General features: G+C 70.4%; 18 protein-coding genes. 11 read left to right on the forward strand and 7 right to left on the reverse strand.

Going from position 1 to position 16,555, the window contains the following annotated elements; translation table 11 throughout:
* The first annotated feature begins 253 nt into the window (after positions 1–253).
* From KLK06_RS05590 to KLK06_RS05605, 4 genes are all read left to right on the forward strand, one after another.
* Positions 254–1,165, forward strand: a complete 912-nt coding sequence (locus KLK06_RS05590) for an NAD(P)-dependent oxidoreductase (RefSeq protein WP_214634214.1) — start codon at positions 254–256, stop codon at positions 1,163–1,165.
* Positions 1,162–2,085, forward strand: coding sequence for an RNA polymerase sigma-70 factor (locus tag KLK06_RS05595; protein ID WP_214634215.1), 924 nt, complete (start codon positions 1,162–1,164; stop codon positions 2,083–2,085). Before KLK06_RS05590 ends, KLK06_RS05595 begins: the two co-directional genes overlap by 4 nt.
* A gap of 122 nt (positions 2,086–2,207) precedes the next feature.
* Positions 2,208–3,044: an SDR family NAD(P)-dependent oxidoreductase gene (locus KLK06_RS05600; RefSeq protein WP_214634216.1), complete on the forward strand. Its 837-nt coding sequence runs from the start codon at positions 2,208–2,210 to the stop codon at positions 3,042–3,044.
* Between the two features lie 59 nt (positions 3,045–3,103).
* The gene (locus KLK06_RS05605) at positions 3,104–3,943 is read left to right on the forward strand and encodes an NAD(P)H-binding protein (protein WP_214634217.1); all 840 of its coding nucleotides are present in this window, start codon (positions 3,104–3,106) and stop codon (positions 3,941–3,943) included.
* Positions 3,944–3,988: 45 nt separating this feature from the next.
* On the opposite strand, the gene KLK06_RS05610 is transcribed toward KLK06_RS05605, so the two are convergent.
* Both KLK06_RS05610 and KLK06_RS05615 read right to left on the reverse strand, forming a co-directional pair.
* Complete coding sequence (locus tag KLK06_RS05610) at positions 3,989–4,498, reverse strand: GNAT family N-acetyltransferase (RefSeq protein ID WP_308168110.1); 510 nt, start codon at positions 4,496–4,498, stop codon at positions 3,989–3,991.
* Positions 4,499–4,578: 80 nt separating this feature from the next.
* A complete protein-coding gene (locus KLK06_RS05615; RefSeq protein ID WP_214634218.1) occupies positions 4,579–5,037 on the reverse strand; it encodes a MarR family winged helix-turn-helix transcriptional regulator in 459 nt (152 codons plus the stop codon).
* Between the two features lie 92 nt (positions 5,038–5,129).
* On the opposite strand from KLK06_RS05615, the gene KLK06_RS05620 reads away from it, so the two are divergent.
* Positions 5,130–6,089 carry a zinc-binding alcohol dehydrogenase family protein gene (locus KLK06_RS05620; protein WP_214634219.1) on the forward strand — a complete coding sequence of 320 codons (960 nt, stop codon included), beginning with the start codon at positions 5,130–5,132 and terminating at the stop codon, positions 6,087–6,089.
* Here KLK06_RS05620 and KLK06_RS05625 read toward each other — a convergent pair whose 3' ends face one another.
* Positions 6,090–6,776 carry a hypothetical protein gene (locus KLK06_RS05625; RefSeq protein ID WP_214634220.1) on the reverse strand — a complete coding sequence of 229 codons (687 nt, stop codon included), beginning with the start codon at positions 6,774–6,776 and terminating at the stop codon, positions 6,090–6,092.
* 111 nt (positions 6,777–6,887) lie between these two features.
* On the opposite strand from KLK06_RS05625, the gene KLK06_RS05630 reads away from it, so the two are divergent.
* From KLK06_RS05630 to KLK06_RS05655, 6 genes are all read left to right on the forward strand, one after another.
* Entirely contained in the window at positions 6,888–7,469 is a 582-nt protein-coding gene (locus KLK06_RS05630) for a TetR/AcrR family transcriptional regulator (RefSeq protein WP_214634221.1), read from the forward strand.
* A gap of 66 nt (positions 7,470–7,535) precedes the next feature.
* On the forward strand, positions 7,536–7,874 hold the full coding sequence (locus KLK06_RS05635; RefSeq protein ID WP_214634222.1) for a YciI family protein: 339 nt from the start codon (positions 7,536–7,538) through the stop codon (positions 7,872–7,874).
* Positions 7,871–9,106, forward strand: a complete 1,236-nt coding sequence (locus KLK06_RS05640) for an RNA polymerase sigma factor (RefSeq protein WP_308168111.1) — start codon at positions 7,871–7,873, stop codon at positions 9,104–9,106. The genes KLK06_RS05635 and KLK06_RS05640 overlap by 4 nt, the downstream gene beginning before the upstream one ends.
* Positions 9,107–9,208: 102 nt before the next feature.
* Positions 9,209–10,042, forward strand: a complete 834-nt coding sequence (locus KLK06_RS05645) for an alpha/beta fold hydrolase (RefSeq protein WP_214634223.1) — start codon at positions 9,209–9,211, stop codon at positions 10,040–10,042.
* Between the two features lie 114 nt (positions 10,043–10,156).
* Positions 10,157–11,215, forward strand: coding sequence for a winged helix DNA-binding domain-containing protein (locus tag KLK06_RS05650; RefSeq protein ID WP_214634224.1), 1,059 nt, complete (start codon positions 10,157–10,159; stop codon positions 11,213–11,215).
* Positions 11,216–11,288: 73 nt separating this feature from the next.
* Positions 11,289–12,674 carry a serine hydrolase gene (locus KLK06_RS05655; protein ID WP_214634225.1) on the forward strand — a complete coding sequence of 462 codons (1,386 nt, stop codon included), beginning with the start codon at positions 11,289–11,291 and terminating at the stop codon, positions 12,672–12,674.
* A gap of 847 nt (positions 12,675–13,521) precedes the next feature.
* Here KLK06_RS05655 and KLK06_RS05660 read toward each other — a convergent pair.
* The 4 genes from KLK06_RS05660 to KLK06_RS05675 form a co-directional block, all read right to left on the reverse strand.
* Complete coding sequence (locus KLK06_RS05660; RefSeq protein ID WP_214634226.1) at positions 13,522–14,724, reverse strand: FAD-dependent oxidoreductase; 1,203 nt, start codon at positions 14,722–14,724, stop codon at positions 13,522–13,524.
* A 6-nt stretch (positions 14,725–14,730) separates the two neighbouring features.
* Complete coding sequence (locus tag KLK06_RS05665; RefSeq protein ID WP_214634227.1) at positions 14,731–15,300, reverse strand: TetR/AcrR family transcriptional regulator; 570 nt, start codon at positions 15,298–15,300, stop codon at positions 14,731–14,733.
* Positions 15,301–15,457: 157 nt separating this feature from the next.
* A complete protein-coding gene (locus tag KLK06_RS05670) occupies positions 15,458–15,811 on the reverse strand; it encodes a hypothetical protein (protein WP_214634228.1) in 354 nt (117 codons plus the stop codon).
* A gap of 81 nt (positions 15,812–15,892) precedes the next feature.
* Entirely contained in the window at positions 15,893–16,513 is a 621-nt protein-coding gene (locus KLK06_RS05675) for a TetR/AcrR family transcriptional regulator (protein ID WP_214634229.1), read from the reverse strand.
* Positions 16,514–16,555: the final 42 nt, after the last annotated feature.

A 16,555-nucleotide genomic window follows, 5' to 3' on the forward strand; every position in this document is an offset into this window, starting at 1 on the left:
CGCGGGCGGTGGGAACGGGCTTGGTGCACGTTTCCCCGTACTCCGAGGGCCGAGCTTGTCTGCCCCGAGACGAGATAGCCCGGCCGTTCTGTGACACGGGGGGAAAGACAGCCGAGCCAGAGCTCTTCTCGAGCGACGGCCAGCAGCCGCGAACGATCCTTCCCCGGCTGTCCTACCTGCCGTGTCACAGAATGGCCGGGCTATCTCGTCTCGGGTTTGGAAGACAGGTTGGGGAATCGGGAAGGCGATAATCATGCGGGTGTTCGTGGCTGGTGGGGCCGGGGTGTTGGGGCGGCGGCTGGTGCCGCAGCTTGTGGCGCGTGGCCACCAGGTGACGGCGACGACGACGAGCGCGGCGAAGCTGGGCTTGGTGGAGCGGTTGGGCGCCGAGGCGGTCGTGATGGACGGGCTGGATGCGGGGTCGGTCGGTGAGGCGGTGGCCACGGCCCGGCCGGAGGTGATCGTGCACCAGATGACCGCCATCTCCGGCAAGCCAGATATCAAACACTTCGACCGCTGGTTCGCCACCACCAACCGGCTGCGTACCGAGGGGACGGACCACCTGCTGGCCGCCGCGGAGGCGACCGGCGTATCCCACTTCGTCGCGCAGAGCTACGGCTCTTGGAACGGCATCCGCGAGGGCGGATGGGTGAAGACCGAGGAGGACCCGCTGGACCCGACGAGCACGGGCAAGGGGGCGGAGGCGATCCGTCACCTTGAGGACGCGGTCGTCAAAGCAGGTGGCGCGGTCTTGCGGTACGGCGCGTTCTACGGGCCGGGCGCCACCGACGATCAGGTCGAACTCGTGCGCAAGCGGCAGTACCCGGTCGTCGGAAACGGCGGCGGCTACAGCTCGTGGGTACATCTCGAGGACGCGGCCGGCGCCACCGTCCTGGCCGTGGAGCACCGGGCGAGGGGCGTGTTCAACATCGTCGACGACGAGCCGGCCCCGGCTCGTGAGTGGCTGACCTACCTGGCCGAGTGCGCGGGGGCGAAGCCGCCGATGCGGGTTCCCACCTGGCTGGCCCGGCCGCTGGCCGGGAAGACCGCGGTGGCCATGATGACCGAGGGGCGCGGCTTCTCCAACGCCAAGGCCAAGCGGGAGCTCGGCTGGCAGCTGCGCTACCCCTCCTGGCGGCAGGGTTTCAAGGAGGAGCTGGCGTGAGCAGGGCCGAGGAGTTCGAGGAACTGCGGCCGCTGCTGTTCTCGATCGCCTACCGGATTCTCAGCAGTGTCAGCGAGGCCGAGGACGCGGTTCAGGAGACGTGGCTGCGCTACGAGGCCTCCCCGACACAACCCGCGTCGGCCAAGGCGTTCCTGTCGGCCGTGGTCACCCGGATCGCGATCGACGTGCTGCGCTCGGCGCGCGTCCGGCGGGAGGAGTACGCCGGGCTGTGGTTTCCCGAGCCGCTGCTGACCGATCCGTATGAGGACCCGGAGCGGTCGGCGGAGCTGGCCGACTCGGTGTCGATGGCGGCCCTGCTGCTGCTGGAGCGGCTCAGCCCGCTCGAGCGGGCGGTCTTCGTGCTGCGGGAGGTGTTCGGGTTCGGCTTCGGTGAGGTCGCATCGGCGGTGGGGCGCTCGGAGGCGGCGTGCCGCCAGCTCGCCGTGCGGGCGCGCCGCCACATGGATGCCGGCGGCGCCCGGTTCGAGGCCGACCGCCGGGAGCGAGAAGAACTCGCCGGGCGATTCTTCGAGGCCTTCCGGGAAGGCGACGTGGACGGGCTGCGGGAGCTGCTGGCCGCCGACGTGCAGATGGTCGGCGACAGCGGGGGCAAGGCCCCGCTGTGGGGCAAGGGCGTCGTCGGCGCCGAGAACGTGGCCCGGATGCTGGCCGCGATGGTCGCGCCGTTCATCGCGATCGGCGGGGTCGTGGAGTCGCACGAGGTGAACGGCCAGCCGGGCGCGATCTTCCGCGACCAGGACGGCAAGGTCGTCAACACCTGGACGCTCGACGTCCTCGACGGGCAGATTCAGATGATCCGCGCGGTGATCAACCCCGACAAGCTCGGACACCTGGGCCCGGTGGCGGACGCCTGGGCGGTCGTTCGCGACACGAACCAGGCTCGCCGGTCCACGGATTGACCGCAGGCGCTGACCTGCGCAAGCAGTTGATGTGGCGGCGTCACGGACGACTGCCGCCAGGCACGACGGTGTCACTCATCGCATTGCTGGAACCACCACCACTGAAAGAACGGAATGGCATCATGAGCAAGGTCTGGTTCGTCACCGGTTCGTCGCGCGGCTTGGGCCGCAGCTTCGTCGAGGCCGCCCTGTCTCGCGGCGACAAGGTGGCCGCGACCGCCCGCAACACCGAAAGCCTCGATGAGCTGGTCGCCACCTATGGCGACGCGGTGCTTCCGCTGGAGTTGGACGTGACCGACAAGGCCGCCGTCTTCGACAGCGTCAAGCGGGCCAAGGAGTACTTCGGCCGCCTGGACGTCATCGTGAACAACGCGGGTCATGGCCTGTCCGGCGCTGTGGAGGAGCTGACCGAGCAGCAACTGCGCGACCAGTTGGAGACCAACCTGTTCGGCCCGGTGTGGGTCGTCCAGGCAGCGCTGCCCCACCTGCGCGAGCAGGGCGCAGGGCACATCATCCAGATCTCCTCGGTCGCCGGCGTCTCCGCGTTTCCGCTCGGCGGCGCCTACTGCGCCTCCAAGTGGGCTCTGGAAGGTCTGAGCGAATCCCTCGCCCAAGAGGTCGCCGGCTTCGGCGTCAAGGTGACCGTGGTCGAGCCCGGCTCCTACGCCACCGGCGCGAGCGCCGGCGCCGTCCAGGCCGAGCCCGACCCGCTGTACGACGGTCTGCGCGAGGGCTTCGCCGCGTACGCCGAGACGCTGGACGTCGGCGACCCGGCCGCCGCGGGCCGGGCACTGCTCAAGCTCGCCGACACCGACGACCCGCCGCTGAGGGTGTTCTTCGGCACCCAGGGCAACCCGATCCTCCAGCAGGTCTACGCCGACCGGCTCAAGACCTGGGCCGACTGGCAGGACCTCTCGGTGGAAGCACACGGGCACACCCCTGCGGCTCCGGCGGTCTGACCCAGCCTGTGGGAAGCGCAGACCACGTCCCTTTTGAGCACAAGTAGGAGATCTTCACCGTGATTCTGGTAACGGGTGGCACCGGTAACGTCGGCGCCAACGTCGTAGGCCAACTGCTCGACGCGGGTGAGAAGGTACGCATCATCACCCGCGACCCCGGCGGCCGTTCCTTTCCCGACGGCGTCGAGGTCGTGCCCGGCGACCTGACCCGGCCCGACACCCTGACGGAAGCCCTGTCCGGCGTCGAGCGGGCATTCCTGTTCCCCGTCTTCAACGCCGTCGACGGGTTCCTCGATGCGGCGCGGAAGGCCGGTCTGCGGCATGTCGTGCTGCTGTCCTCATCGACCGTCACGTTCCCCACGCCCGGGTGGATCGGCGAACAACACCTGCGGCTGGAACGGGCCGTCGAAGCGTCCGGGCTGCCGTGGACCTTCGTGCGCCCCGGCGCGTTCATGACCAACGACCTCGTCTGGGCGCCTCAGATCGCGGGCGGCGAGGTCGTCCGCGGGGTGTACGGCAGTGCCGCACTGGCTCCGATCGACCCGCGCGACATCGCCGCGGTCGCCGTCCACGCTCTGCTCGATCCGCGTGCCGGTGAGGCGCACCTCCTCACCGGGCCGCAGTCGCTGACCCAGATCGACCGGGTGCGGATCATCGCGGAAACGATCGGACGGCCGTTGCGGTTCGAGGAGCAACCCCGAGAACAATTCCTGGAGCAGATGCTCCACCACGGAATGCCCGCACCGGTGATCACCGAGCTCGTCGACGGGCTCGCGGCAAGGGTCGGCAAGACCGACCCAGTACTGCCGACGGTCGAGGAAGTCACCGGACGACCGGCTTTCACCTATGCCCAATGGGTGGCCCACCGCGCCGCGGACTTCGGCTCGACGCCGGCCTGACGGCGAGCGCCCCGGCTGTGCGTCTCCGAGCGCATGGTCGGGGTATCAGCTGAGGGTGAGTTCGTACTCAACCTGCTCGATCGGGTTGCCGTCCCCGAAATCGTGCCCGCGCACCGTACCCGACTCGGTGAAGCCGCTCTTGGCGTAGAAGCGGCGTGATTGGGGGGTGTCGCGCAGCGTCCACAGATGCACCCCGCCGAAGCCGTCCTCGCGCAGCCTGCTCAAGGAAGCGACCATCAGGGCGCCCGCGCTGCCGGTACCCCACGCGTCCGGGTGGCTGTAGAAACCGAAGAGTTCCGCCCATCCCGGCCGCGTCGGCGAGGAACCGAAGTAGGAGAAGGTCAGCGGTCGTCCGGCTAGCGCGGCGAGCAGGAGGGTGTCCTTCCTGTTGGCGAGCATGTCGTGCCACTTCCCGCGCCGGTTTCGTACCGCTTCGGCGAAGAACGTCGGGTCGAAGAAGTCGATGTAGGCCGCCTTCCAGGACTCCGCGTGGATCTCGCCCACCACATCCCCATCACCCGTGGAGGCTTGAAATATCGCGAAGTTCTCTGCCACAAGATCGGTCTTTCTCGTTGAGATGCGGAGCTGAGTCAGCCCTCTAATGCATTTATCCCGCAATAGCGATACATATGCAACTAGGTGAGGGGCTGCGCGCGTACGAGGGCGGTGGCGAGCTCGGTGAGCTGGGTGCGCTGGGCGGCGGTGAGGCGGCGCTCGATGAGCCCGGTGATGCGGCGGCTCATCTCGGCGGCGCCACGTTCGGTGAGCTGCCTGCCGAGAGGAGTGAGCGAGACCAGGACGGCGCGGCCATCGTGAGGCGAGGGCGAGCGCTGGACCAGGCCGCGCTTCTCGGCGCGGCCGACCAGGCCGGTCATGGAGGATTTGTCCAGGCCGAGGTGGCCGCCGAGTTCGAGCATGCCGGCCTGCCGGTCGCGCAGGATGCCCAGCAGCCTGATCTGGATGATCGACAGATCGTACTCGGCACCGACGGCGGACATGATGCCCTGGGTCAGGAAGGACAGCTGCACCAGGGCGTCCACCGTGTTCAGGGGCTGGTCGTCGGTGAGCCCTGCCGGGGTGGAGTCGGTGGTCATGGGACCAGCTTACTTGACCTAGTACGTGCCACAAACTACATTCAAAAGTAGTACGTGCCACAAACCAGATCTTCACCCCCGGGAGAACCCCCATGCACGCCGCAGTCGTCCGCTCCTTCGACACCCCGCCCCGCTTCGACACCTTCCCGACCCCCACCGCCTCGGGAGAGCACGAGATCCTGGTCGACGTTCTGGCGGCGGGCCTGCACCCGCGGGTACGCTCGGCCGCCGACGGCAGCCACTACACCTCCGACGGCACCCTGCCGATGATCCCCGGCGTCGACGCGGTCGGGCGCACCCCAGAGGGCGAGCTGCTTTACTTCGTCGCCCCTGACACCGCGCTGGGCACCATGGCCGAGCAAGCCGTCGTCGACCGCCGCCGGGCCATCACCCTGCCGCCCGGCACCGACCCGGCCGCAGTGGCCGCAGCCATGAACCCCGGCATGTCCTCCTGGGTCGCGCTGCGCCGCCGTGTCTCCTTCCAGCCCGGTGGCTCCGTCCTGGTCATGGGTGCCACCGGCAACGCCGGACAACTCGCCGTACAGATCGCCAAACACCTCGGTGCCGCCCGGGTGGTCGGCGCCGGCCGCGACCCGCGACGCCTCGATCTGCTGAAGAGCCTCGGAGCCGACGAGGTGGTCAGTCTGGACAGTGACGATGACGACGTCGCCGACCGGCTCGGGCGGGCGGCCGCGGACGTCGACGTCGTCATCGACTATCTGTGGGGCCGACCCACCGAGCAGGCCATGCGCGCGCTGCTGACCGCCCGCGCCGACCGTTCGAAGGCCCTGGCCTGGGTTCAGATCGGCTCCATGGCCGGCCAGGACATCACCCTGCCCTCGTTCCTGCTACGCGCCGCGAACCTGACCATCATGGGCAGCGGCCAGGGCTCCGTGACCACCGCCGGCATCCTCGCCGAACTGCCGTCCCTCGCCGAGGAGATCGCCTCCGGCAGCCTGGCCGTGGACCCCCTGCCCGTGCCGCTGGACCAGGTCGAGCAGGCATGGAACACCCCGGCCGCCCCCGGCCAGCGCGTCGTGCTGACGCCCTGACTACGCCCCAGCGGCACTCAACCAGCGAGTAGCCGTGCTCGCGGGCCGGACGCCCTCGTCGCCGGTCGGTGTGCAGGGCAGGCGCATCAGCAGGCCGTCGCAGTGGCAGGGCGAGCCGCACCGGTGGCAGTGGCAGTCGCCCGCGACTGAAGCCTGTTCCCAGTATCGGCGGACGGTGGCCACCGGCTCCCACCCGGCGGTCTTCAGCACGCCGTCGCCGCATGCCGGACGGTCGCGCAGCCACACCATGGCGTACGCCTCGGTACACCGCTCCCTCAGCCAGGCCGTGCGCTGGACGGCAAGGGCGGTGCCGAGGCCGCCACGGCGCATCGACGGCACCACGGCCATGGCGCTCAGGATGCCGACCCGGCGTCCGTCGGCCGACGGCGGCGCGGGGGAGAGGGTTCCGTCCGGCATCGGGGCGATGAACGCGCGATATCCCTCGTCGTCGACCACCCGGGCCAGGGCCGCCCCCACCGGCGTCATCGATCCCGGCGGGAAGGCCGCCAGGAACTGCACCGTCTGGTCATCGCGCATGTGCCGCAGGAGCCAGCCGACGGTGAGCACGCCATGGCCGAGAGCGGCGTTGACGACGGCGGCGGCCGCCGCCACCCCCCGCTCGTCGCCGGGATGAAGCCGGGCGACGAACCACGCGGGATCCGTCGACGGCGAAGGAATGCGAGTCACGTTCCTCGTTATATCCGGCTGCCGTGCTCGAATTCAGGTGAACGGAATTCACGTATCTCCAACATAGTACTATGATTAGAGTGGTTTGAATTCTGATTCGGGAGAGATGCGATGCGGCAGAACCCGGCACGACGGGCGGCACTCCTCGACGCGGCCATCGAGGTGCTGGCCCGCGAGGGAGCGCGCGGGCTGACCTTCCGTGCCGTGGACGTCGAGGCGCAGGTGCCCAACGGCACGGCCTCCAACTACTTCAACAACCGCGACGACCTGTTCACCCAGGTCGGCCACCGCTTCTACGAACGGCTGGAGCCCGAGGCGGGCAGGGTGGCCGCCGCGCTGGAAGGGCCGCGCGACCGCGACCGGGTCACCGAGCTCATGCATGAGCTGGTGGAGCGCGTCAGCCACTTCCGCTCCGGCTTCCTGGCCCTGCTGGAACTCCGGCTGGAGGCCACCCGCCGCCCGGAGCTGCGCCGCCTGCTCACCGAGCGCATCCGCGCCGACGTCGACGCCAACATCAGCTACCACACGCAGTCCGGCCTGCCCGGTGACGCGACCACGGTGGTCCTGCTCTACCTTGCGCTGAACTGGCTGATCCTGGAACGGCTCACGCTGCCCGACGTCTTTCCCGAGAGCCAGATCCACGATCTGGTCACCGACGTGGTCGAACGCGTCCTGCCGGGCCCCGGGCGTTAGCCGATCACCATCACCTGCGGGCCACTGGCAGACTGAGAGCGGCGGGCCCGATGACGAGGAGGACCGATGCGTTACGTGCTGATGCTGTGCAGCGACGTCTCCGACGAGACGGTCGCCGGCCAGGATCCGGACATGGTCGGGTGCGGCGGCTGGACCGAGGACATGGAGCGCCGCGGGATCCTGCGGGGCGCGACGGGACTGCGGCCCAGCAGCGACGCGACCACCTTGCGCGTACGGCGTGACGAGGTGCTGCTGACCGACGGGCCGTTCGCCGAGACCAAGGATCAGATCGGCGGGTTCAGCGTGATCGACTGCGCCGACCTCGACGAGGCCATCGAGCTGGCCGCCGCCCATCCGTGGGCGCGCGTGGGACAGATCGAGATCAGGCCGGTCTGGCAACCGTGACGGACCAGGTCGCCGCGGCGGTCGCGACCGCGTTCCGGGCGGAGTGGGGGCAGGTCGTCGCCACGCTCATCCGGATGACCGGCGACTGGGACCTGGCCGAGGAGTGCGCGCAGGACGCGTTCGCCGCCGCGCTGGAACGCTGGCCGCGCGACGGGGTGCCACGGCGGCCGGGCGCGTGGCTGACCACGACGGCCCGCAACCGCGCGCTCGACCGGCTGCGCCGCGAGGCCGTCGGGGCCGAGAAGCTGCGGCGCCTGGCGGTGCTCGACGCCCCCGACAGCGAGGAGGGCGGCGACGAGAACGGGGTGGGCGATGACCGGCTGCGGTTGATGTTCACCTGCTGCCATCCCGCGCTCGGCCTGGAGGCGCAGGTCGCGCTGACGCTGCGGACACTGGCGGGGCTGACGACGGCCGAGATCGCGCGGGCGTTCCTGGTCACGGAGCAGACGATGTCCAGGCGCCTGGTCAGGGCCAAGACGAAGATCCGCAACGCGGGCATCCCCTACCGGGTGCCGCCCGCCCACCTGCTGCCCGAGCGTACGACGGCCGTGCTGGGCGTGCTGTACCTGCTGTTCAACGAGGGGTACGCAGCCAGCGAGGGCGCCGACCTGGTACGACGGAACCTGTGCGGTGAGGCGATCCGCCTGGCCAGGGTCCTGGCGGCGCTGATGCCCGGCGAGCCGGAGATACGGGGGCTGCTGGCGCTGATGCTGCTGCACGACGCCCGGCGAGCCACCCGGGTGGACGCCTCCGGCGTGCTGGTGACCCTCGAACACCAGGATCGCACCCGCTGGGACCCCGGCGAGATCGCGGAGGGCACCGAGATCCTCGAGCGGGCGCTGCTCGAGGGCCGTCCCGGCGCGTACCAGGTGCAGGCGGCCATCGCGGCCTGCCACGCGAGCGCGGCCAAGGCCGCCGACACCGACTGGGCGCAGATCGTCGCCCTGTACGACCGGCTCGCGCTGCTGGTCCCCTCACCGGTGGTACACCTCAACCGGGCGGTGGCCGTGGGCATGGCCGAGGGGCCGCCGGCCGGGCTGGCGCTGGTGGACGCCTTGGCGGAGTCGGGCGAGCTGGACGGCTACCACCTGCTGCCGGCGACGCGCGCCGACCTGCTGCGCCGCATGGGGCGCGACGGCGAGGCGGCCGACGCCTACCGGCAGGCGCTCACCCTCGCCGCCAACGACTCCGAACGCCGCTACCTGGCCGGACGGCTCGCCGAGGTCACCTGACGATCCTGGGGGGTCGAGCATGTGCCTGCCGGTGGGTGTCCGTTCTGGCCCGCCCCGTTCGTCGGTGCAGTGAGATGACCGGCAACGGAAAGAAGGACCCTCATGCACACCGTGCTCTCAGCCGACGGCACCCACATCGCCTACGACCGATCGGGCAGCGGCCCGGCGCTGATCCACGTGACCGGCGCGCTGTGCGACCGCTCGACGGGTGCGCCGCTGGCCGCGCTGCTGGCGCCGTACTTCACCGTCTTCACCTATGACCGGCGCGGCCGTGGAGACAGCGGCGACACGGCGCCGTACCAGGTCGAACGCGAGGTGGAGGACCTGGCGGCGGTCATCGCCGAGGCCGGCGGGTCCGCGTCGGTGTACGGCATGTCCTCGGGCGCGGCGCTGGCGCTCCACGCGGCGGCCCAGGGGGCGGCGATCACCAGGCTGGCGCTGTTCGAGCCGCCCTACAGCCCCGACGACGAGGAGCGGCCGGCGCAGGCCCGCGCCTATGCGGCCAAGCTGGGCGAACTGCTGGCGGCGGGGCGGCGTGGGGACGCGGTCGAGCTGTTCATGACGATGGTGGGGCTGCCGGCGGAGTTGATCGGCCAGATGCGGAACGCGCCGATGTGGCCCGCATTCGAGGCGCTGGCGCCCACCCTCGCCTACGACGCGGCCGTCATGGGCAACGCTTCGACGGGCAGCGCGCTGCCCGTCGAGCTGGTGGCCAAGGTGGGCGTGCCCGCCCTGGTGGCCGACGGCGGCGCGAGCCCGGCGTGGCTGCGCGCCATGGCGAGCCGCCTGGCCGACGCGCTTCCGGAGGGGCGGCATCGCACACTGATGGGCCAGACGCACGACGTGGACCCGCAGGCGCTGGCCCCGCTCCTGCGGGAGTTCCTCAGCGATCCCACACCGGCTCGGCCGCCTCGCGAACCCGGCCGTCGGCCGTGAAGACCAGGTAGCGGTTCCAGTACTAGAGCGTTGATCCGGTGCCGGAACACCGTATTGTCGCCTGGTGTCCCACGACAGCCGCGGCCTGGGCCACCTCCTCGACGGGATGGACCGATGATCACTGCCAGAGAGCTCAACCGGGCCACGCTGGCCAGGCAACTCCTGCTTCAGCGGCACGCGATGCCCGCCTTACAGGCGGTGGAGCGGTTGGTCGGGTTGCAGGCGCAGGCGCCGTTCCCGCCGTACTTCGGGCTCTGGTCGCGGCTGGAGGGGTTCCGGCCCGAGGAGCTGGCGGGGCTGCTGACCGGGCGCGAGGTGGTCAGGATCGTGCTCATGCGCGGCACCGTCCATCTGGTCAGCGCCGCCGACTGCCTGACGTTGCGGCCGCTGACGCAGCCGCCGCTCACCAGATACCTGCACAGCGCGTACGGCGCGCAGCTCGCGGGCCTGGACCTGGCGGCGGTCGTCGAGGCGGGCCGCGCGGCACTGACCGATGGACCGCTGACCGCGGCCAAGCTCGGAACGCTGCTGGCCGGGCGCTTCCCCGGCACGGCCGCGGCCGACCTGGCACAGGTCATGCGCATCCTGGCGCCGCTGGTGCAGGTGCCGCCCAGGGCGGTGTGGGGCAAGGCGGGGCAGACCGCGTACGCGACCGCGGAGTCGTGGCTGGGCCGCGAGCTGCACCCCTCGCCGTCGCTGGAGGACCTGGTGGTGCGCTACCTGGCCGCCTTCGGGCCCGCCACCGTGGCCGACGTACAAGCGTGGTCGGGGCTGACCGGGCTGCGCGAGGTGGTCGAACGGCTGCGCCCGCGGCTGGTGGAGCTGGACAGGGGGCTGTTCGACCTGCCGGAGGCGCCACGGCCCGGCCCGGACGTGGACGTGCCGGTGCGGCTGCTGGCGCCGTTCGACAACGTGCTGCTCAGCCATGCCGACCGGACCCGGATCATCTCCGACGAGCACCGCAAGCGGGTCATCACCGTCAACGGGCAGGTGCTCGGGACGGTCCTGGTCGACGGGTTCGTGCAGGGGGTGTGGAAGCGGGACAAGCGGGTGGTGAGCGTCGAGATGTTCGGGCCGGTGTCGCCGGCGCGGGCTCGGGAGATCAGGGACGAGGCGGCCGGGCTGCTCGCCTTCGCCGAACCGGGCAAGGACGGCGAGGTCAGGGGGATCTGATGGCGGTTTTCCGCAGTGCAGGTTGAGGGCTTTCCGCAATGTGCCGGCGCGGCGCGGTGCCTAGCGTTGACCCGTGCTCTTGAACACCCTCGCTGCGCTCTGCCTGGCCGTACTCCCCGCGCCTGGCGGCCCCGCTCCCACCCCGGCGACGATCGACGGATATATCGCCCAGTACCGTGAAGCGACCGGGCTGCCGGGTGTGGCGGTGGCGGTCACCAAGGGAAAGGAGGTCATTCACGCCGCAGGCTACGGCCGGACCGCGACAGGCGATCCCATGACCGCCGACACGCCCATGGCGCTCGCGTCGGTCAGCAAGTCCTTCACCTCACTGGCCGTCCTGCAACTGGTGGAGAAAGGCCAGGTCGAGCTGGACAAACCAGTACATGGTTACCTGCCCGAGTTCCAGCTTGCCGATCCCCGGGCGGCCGGCATCACCGTGCGCCAGTTGCTCAACCAGACCTCGGGCATGGCCGACTCGGCGTTCCACGAGAAAAGCCTGCCCCAGCCCGGCTCGCTCCAGGGTGCGGTGAGACGCCTCAGAGACGCGCGGCTCGCCACGGCGCCGGGGACCGCCTTCAGCTACCACAACACCAACTACCAGGTCGCCGCCCGGCTGGTCGAGGTGGTGAGCGGCGAGCCGTTCGCGGCCTATCTCCAGGCCCACGTGTTCACGCCGCTCGGCCTGCGCCACAGCACCACGATCGACACCGACCGGGACCTGCCCGGCAGCGCTCGGGGCCACCTCTACATCCTCGGCCAGGCGATCGCCGTACCGGAGCCGCCCGGGTTCGGCAACGGCTCCGGCGGCGTGCTCAGCAGCGCGAACGACATGGCCCGCTGGCTGATCGCCCAGAACACCGGCATCCTGTCTCCCGCGAGCGTCAAGGAGATGCGCACACCCTCCGCCCAGAACCCGGAGTACGCCCTCGGCTGGGAGCTCGGCAAGACCGAGCGCGGCACTCCGGTCGTACGGCATGGCGGCGACCTGTTCACCTCCACGGCCCAGCAACTCCTGATACCCGGCTCCGGATACGGCGTGGCGGTCATGGCCAACACCGGCATGGCCTTCGCCGACAGCGCCGCCCTCATGGACGGCCTGGTCGCCCTGATCGAGGGGCGACAACCGGCCGCGCCCTCCTCACCCTTCCTGGCCACCGACCTGGTGTTCACACTGCTGACCCTGGCGACCGTCGCACTGGCGGCACGCGGCGTGGCCCGCTCCCGGCGCTGGGCCGCCCGCCGGACGGGCCGGCAGCGGTGGCGACTGCTGCCGTATCTACTGCCGCTCGCCCTGTGCACGGTGATCGCGCCGATCTTCCGGGTGCTCGCCCGAGGCAGCGACATCATGTGGATCCAGGTGGGCTACCTCTATCCGACCTTCATGATCTGGCTGGTGACGGCTGCGGCGGTGGGGTTGGTGCTGGTGGTCGCGCGCCTTTGGAGGAGAGCCTCCAAGTAGACATAACGACTACCGTTATGACTGCGAAGTGGCTCAACCGACTCGAAATCCTGCTGACCTTCTGCCTGATCCTCAGCTGCCTGGGCGCGCTGTGGCTGCTGGTCTCCACCGTCTTGATCGCCTCCGTCGGCGGCGCCAACGGCCTCGGCGTCCCACTGCACCTGTACGACGTGCCGGTCGCGGGCATGGCGGCGCCCGATGCCGCGATCTCCCACGCGACCGCCGACGTCCAGGTCAGCCCGCAGGGATCCGCGCCGCTCGTCGCCCTGCTCTATCTGCTCCTGTGGGCACCGGGCGTCGCGACCATGCTGCTCGCCCTGTTCACCGTCGTCCGCGCGGTGCGCCGGGCCAGATCGGGAGACAGAGCGCTGTCCTCCGCCGTCACCGCCGCCCACCTGCGCCGCCTCGGCTGGATCCTGATCATCGGCTCACTCGCCACGGGCTTGCTCGGCGCGGTTGGCGCTTCTCGAAGAGGTCGAGGCCACCATCTGATGGCCGAGCCGTTCATCCGCGTACGGCTGGACGAAGTACTCGACTGCCAGCCGGGAGACCTGGCCGTGTCCAGGATGCCGGCCGCCCCCTCGGAGCGGCCAAGTATGTCTCACCGCCCGAGGTGGCGCCGCACGTGGCCGGCGGAGCGGTCGACGTCACGCTCTGCACCGAGGACAGGACCGAACTGCCGATGGGCACGGAGGTCAACGCCACGCCGCCGACCGCTACTGGGCGTTCGTCGCGGGAAGGCCCCATGCGCAGTACGGCCCGGCAATCCTCAACGGCGGGCTTCCCGCCGAGTAGCCCCGCATCGGGACTACTCGGCGGACGTTTGCGGAGGGGGCGCGGCAGGTCGCTACGAGGTGCGGACGTGCTCAGGTCGGACACCCAAGCCGATGAAGCGGCCCATGAGGTGGCGCAGCGGTGGCAGCGCGCGGAAGACGGTGAAGATGGGCGGCACGTGCGCGGCCGTGTCGTCGGCCAGGTGCTTCGGGTAGAGGTCGCGCAGGATGCCCAGCTGGAAGGCCTGGGTCACCCTGGTCGGCAGTTGCCTGCGGGCCTGTACCTTGGCCAGGTCGCTGTCGTTCGGTGCGCCGCGGAGCAAGACCGGGCCGAGCAGGTTGGCTGTGGCCACCGCGTCCTGGACGGCGAGGTTGATGCCGACGCCGCCCGCCGGTGACATCGCATGGGCGGCGTCGCCGATGAGCAGCAGCCCGGGCAGGTGCCAGCGCCGTAGCCGGTCGACTCTGACGGTGAGCTGGTGCACCTCATCCCAGCTGTCGATCAGGGCCACGCGGTCGCGCAGGGCGGGTGCCAGTGTCGCGATCCGCTCACCGAACGCGGGCAGCCCGCCGGCGCGCAACTCAGGATAGGCGGAGGTGGGGATGGCATAGGCCAGCTGCCAGTAGTCGCCACGGTCGATGGAGATCAGTGCGCCCTGCCCGCCCTGGAAGAACGGCACTTCGTCGGGCGGGTGCCGGGGCAGGCGTAACCACAGTACGTCCATGGGCGCGGAGGCGGCAGCCGGGACGAGCCCGGCCTGAGCGCGGACGGTGGAGTGACGGCCGTCGGCGGCCACCACCAGTTCGGCCCGCACCTCCAGCGGTCCTTCCGCGGTGTCGGCTCGCACACCGACGGTCCGCCCGTCCTCGCTCACCAGCTCGGTCACCTCCGCGCCGCGCAGCAGCCGGAACCCCGGGTACGCCGCAGCCTTGGCCGCCAGGAAGTCCAGCACGTCCCACTGCGGCAGGAACGCGATGTAGGGGCAGCGCACCTTCAAACGGCTGAAGTCGGCGAAGGTGACCGCCTTGCCGCCGATGCTGACCGTGACCTCGCGCATCTTGGCGTGCGGCAGCTCCAGGAACTCCTCGACCCAGCCGAGTTCGGCGATGAGCTCGAGCGTGGAGGGATGCACGGTGTCGCCGCGGAAGTCCCTCAGGAAGTCCGCGTGCTTCTCCAGCACGATCACCTCGACGCCCTGGCGGGCCAGCAGCAGGCCCAGCATGATGCCGGCCGGACCGCCGCCGACCACGCAGCACCGCACGGATTCTGTACGCATTCTCGGTCACTTCTTCCGGAGGTCGAACTCGATGGGGTACAGCAGCTCGACCAGCCCGGCCACGTCGACAGGCGATCCGGTCGTACGGCCGATGGCGACGGTCGCGAACAGTGCCGTCGCGGCTGTGCGGGTGTCATGCGGGCGCAGCTCGCCGGCCGCGACGCGGGCGGCGAGGAAGTCGCCGATCAGCAACTGTCCCTCGGCGGCCAGTTCGCCCAGCGCAGTGCGGGCTTGGCCGGCGCTGAAGAACAGCGCCACCAACCGGGCGTTGTCGGCCAGCAGCTGGTCGAAGGCGCCCAGCAGCTCGGTCAGCACCTCGGCAGCGGCCCGGCCGCCGGTGTCGAGGGCCAGCAGCTCGCGTAGCTGCGGCAGAAACCCCCGCTCGGCCAGCAGGGCGTGGACCAGCGCATCCTTGCTGTCGAAGTAGTGATAGAGGAGCCCGGGCGTCACGCCTGCCGCCTGCGCGAGGTCCTTGACGGACGCACCGTCCACACCCTTGTCCGCGAAGACGTCAAGCGCCGCGTCCAGCAGCTTCTCGCGCCGCCATTCCGCTTGCTCCCGCCGTGTCTTGGCCATCACACCATCCATTGATTAAACGTTTATTCAATCTATGGATATCATGCGATCAGTACCACCACAACCACGGTGAGAGCGGACGAGGCGACCGCGACTGCCGCTGCAGTGCGCGACGGACACGGCCAAAGGTCCCGAGGTCGCAGGGCCGCTACCTCGTCTACGTCGGCCGGTTCGCGCAGGTCGGGGTCGGCGGGCAGGTGGGGCCGGGGAGGGAGCCGAGCGGCGCGCCGGTCCGCAGGTTTGGCTTCCCGTGGAGCCGTCCGAAGTCCACGGTGTTGACGTCGGTGTGACCGCCCGCCCCGACCTCCCGAGGTCCGGAGATCGTGAGCGGTCGTGCCTTCGTCTCCGAGCAGGTGGACGGCGCGGCCCACGACGGGGCGGCCGATGGCGAAGCGCTCGCGGTGGACGGTGGGACGCCGGTGGATGCCGGCCGAACACCCGCGGACTCCTCGGCGCAGGCGGCGAGAACGAGGCCCGCGGCAGCGGCGGCCGCCATGCGAGGCGTGATCACCTGGGTACCGAAGTCGCCTCTATGGCGACAGTTCCGTGTTTACCGACACGTACTCCTCATCGACCGCGTCAGCCTGGCCGCCTAAGGCAGGCTGCAGGTGAGGTCGCGTTCCAGGGTGCGGGCGTAGGACTCGACGGTGGCGACGATGTCGACGGCGTCGGGGTCGAGCAGCCACTGGGTCTGCAGGCCGTCGAGGGTGGCGAGGATTTCGATGGCCTTGACCATCGGGTCGACGTCCAGGCGGGCGAGACCGGCGGCCTGGGCGGAGCGGATGTTGTCGGCGACGATGGCGCGCATCGAGCGATAGCGGTCGACGAAGTGCTCATGGCCCGGCGAGCCCGGTTCGAGGCTCTCCGCCACCAGTACGGTGAACAGTTTGGCCAGTCCGGCCCGCTGCTTGTTGCGGCGCGCGAACTCCGGCAGGGCCCGTAGCCGCCCGGAGGGTTCCATGCCGAGCAGTTCCAGCGCGAAGGCCTCGCTGTCCAGGTCGCGCCGCTCGATCACCGCCAGCAGCAGGCCCGCCTTGTTGCCGAAGTGGTGCAGGAGCCCGGGTTCGGTGATGCCGGCCCGGGCTGCGACGTCGGCGAGCGAGGTGCCGCGGTAACCGCTGCGGGCGAACATCTCGCCGGCCGCCGTGATGATCTCTTCTCGCCGCTGGCGAGCGCGTTCCTGTCTGCCAGGTACTTGCCTGCTGGTGGTCACGGTGTTAAACCTAACCCATTCACTTACCGAGTACTTAGTAAG

Source organism: Nonomuraea sp. NEAU-A123 (assembly GCF_018603905.1).
In the GTDB taxonomy this organism is placed as follows: Bacteria; Actinomycetota; Actinomycetes; order Streptosporangiales; family Streptosporangiaceae; genus Nonomuraea.

Coding starts and splice junctions, on each gene's coding strand:
- KLK06_RS05665 (WP_214634227.1), bottom strand. CDS start 15,300: ATGGCCAAGACACGGCGGGAGCAAGCGGAATGGCGGCGCGAGAAGCTG.
- KLK06_RS05660 (WP_214634226.1), bottom strand. CDS start 14,724: ATGCGTACAGAATCCGTGCGGTGCTGCGTGGTCGGCGGCGGTCCGGCC.
- KLK06_RS05645 (WP_214634223.1), top strand. CDS start 9,209: ATGCACACCGTGCTCTCAGCCGACGGCACCCACATCGCCTACGACCGA.
- KLK06_RS05600 (WP_214634216.1), top strand. CDS start 2,208: ATGAGCAAGGTCTGGTTCGTCACCGGTTCGTCGCGCGGCTTGGGCCGC.
- KLK06_RS05590 (WP_214634214.1), top strand. CDS start 254: ATGCGGGTGTTCGTGGCTGGTGGGGCCGGGGTGTTGGGGCGGCGGCTG.
- KLK06_RS05615 (WP_214634218.1), bottom strand. CDS start 5,037: ATGACCACCGACTCCACCCCGGCAGGGCTCACCGACGACCAGCCCCTG.
- KLK06_RS05635 (WP_214634222.1), top strand. CDS start 7,536: ATGCGTTACGTGCTGATGCTGTGCAGCGACGTCTCCGACGAGACGGTC.
- KLK06_RS05620 (WP_214634219.1), top strand. CDS start 5,130: ATGCACGCCGCAGTCGTCCGCTCCTTCGACACCCCGCCCCGCTTCGAC.
- KLK06_RS05650 (WP_214634224.1), top strand. CDS start 10,157: ATGATCACTGCCAGAGAGCTCAACCGGGCCACGCTGGCCAGGCAACTC.
- KLK06_RS05630 (WP_214634221.1), top strand. CDS start 6,888: ATGCGGCAGAACCCGGCACGACGGGCGGCACTCCTCGACGCGGCCATC.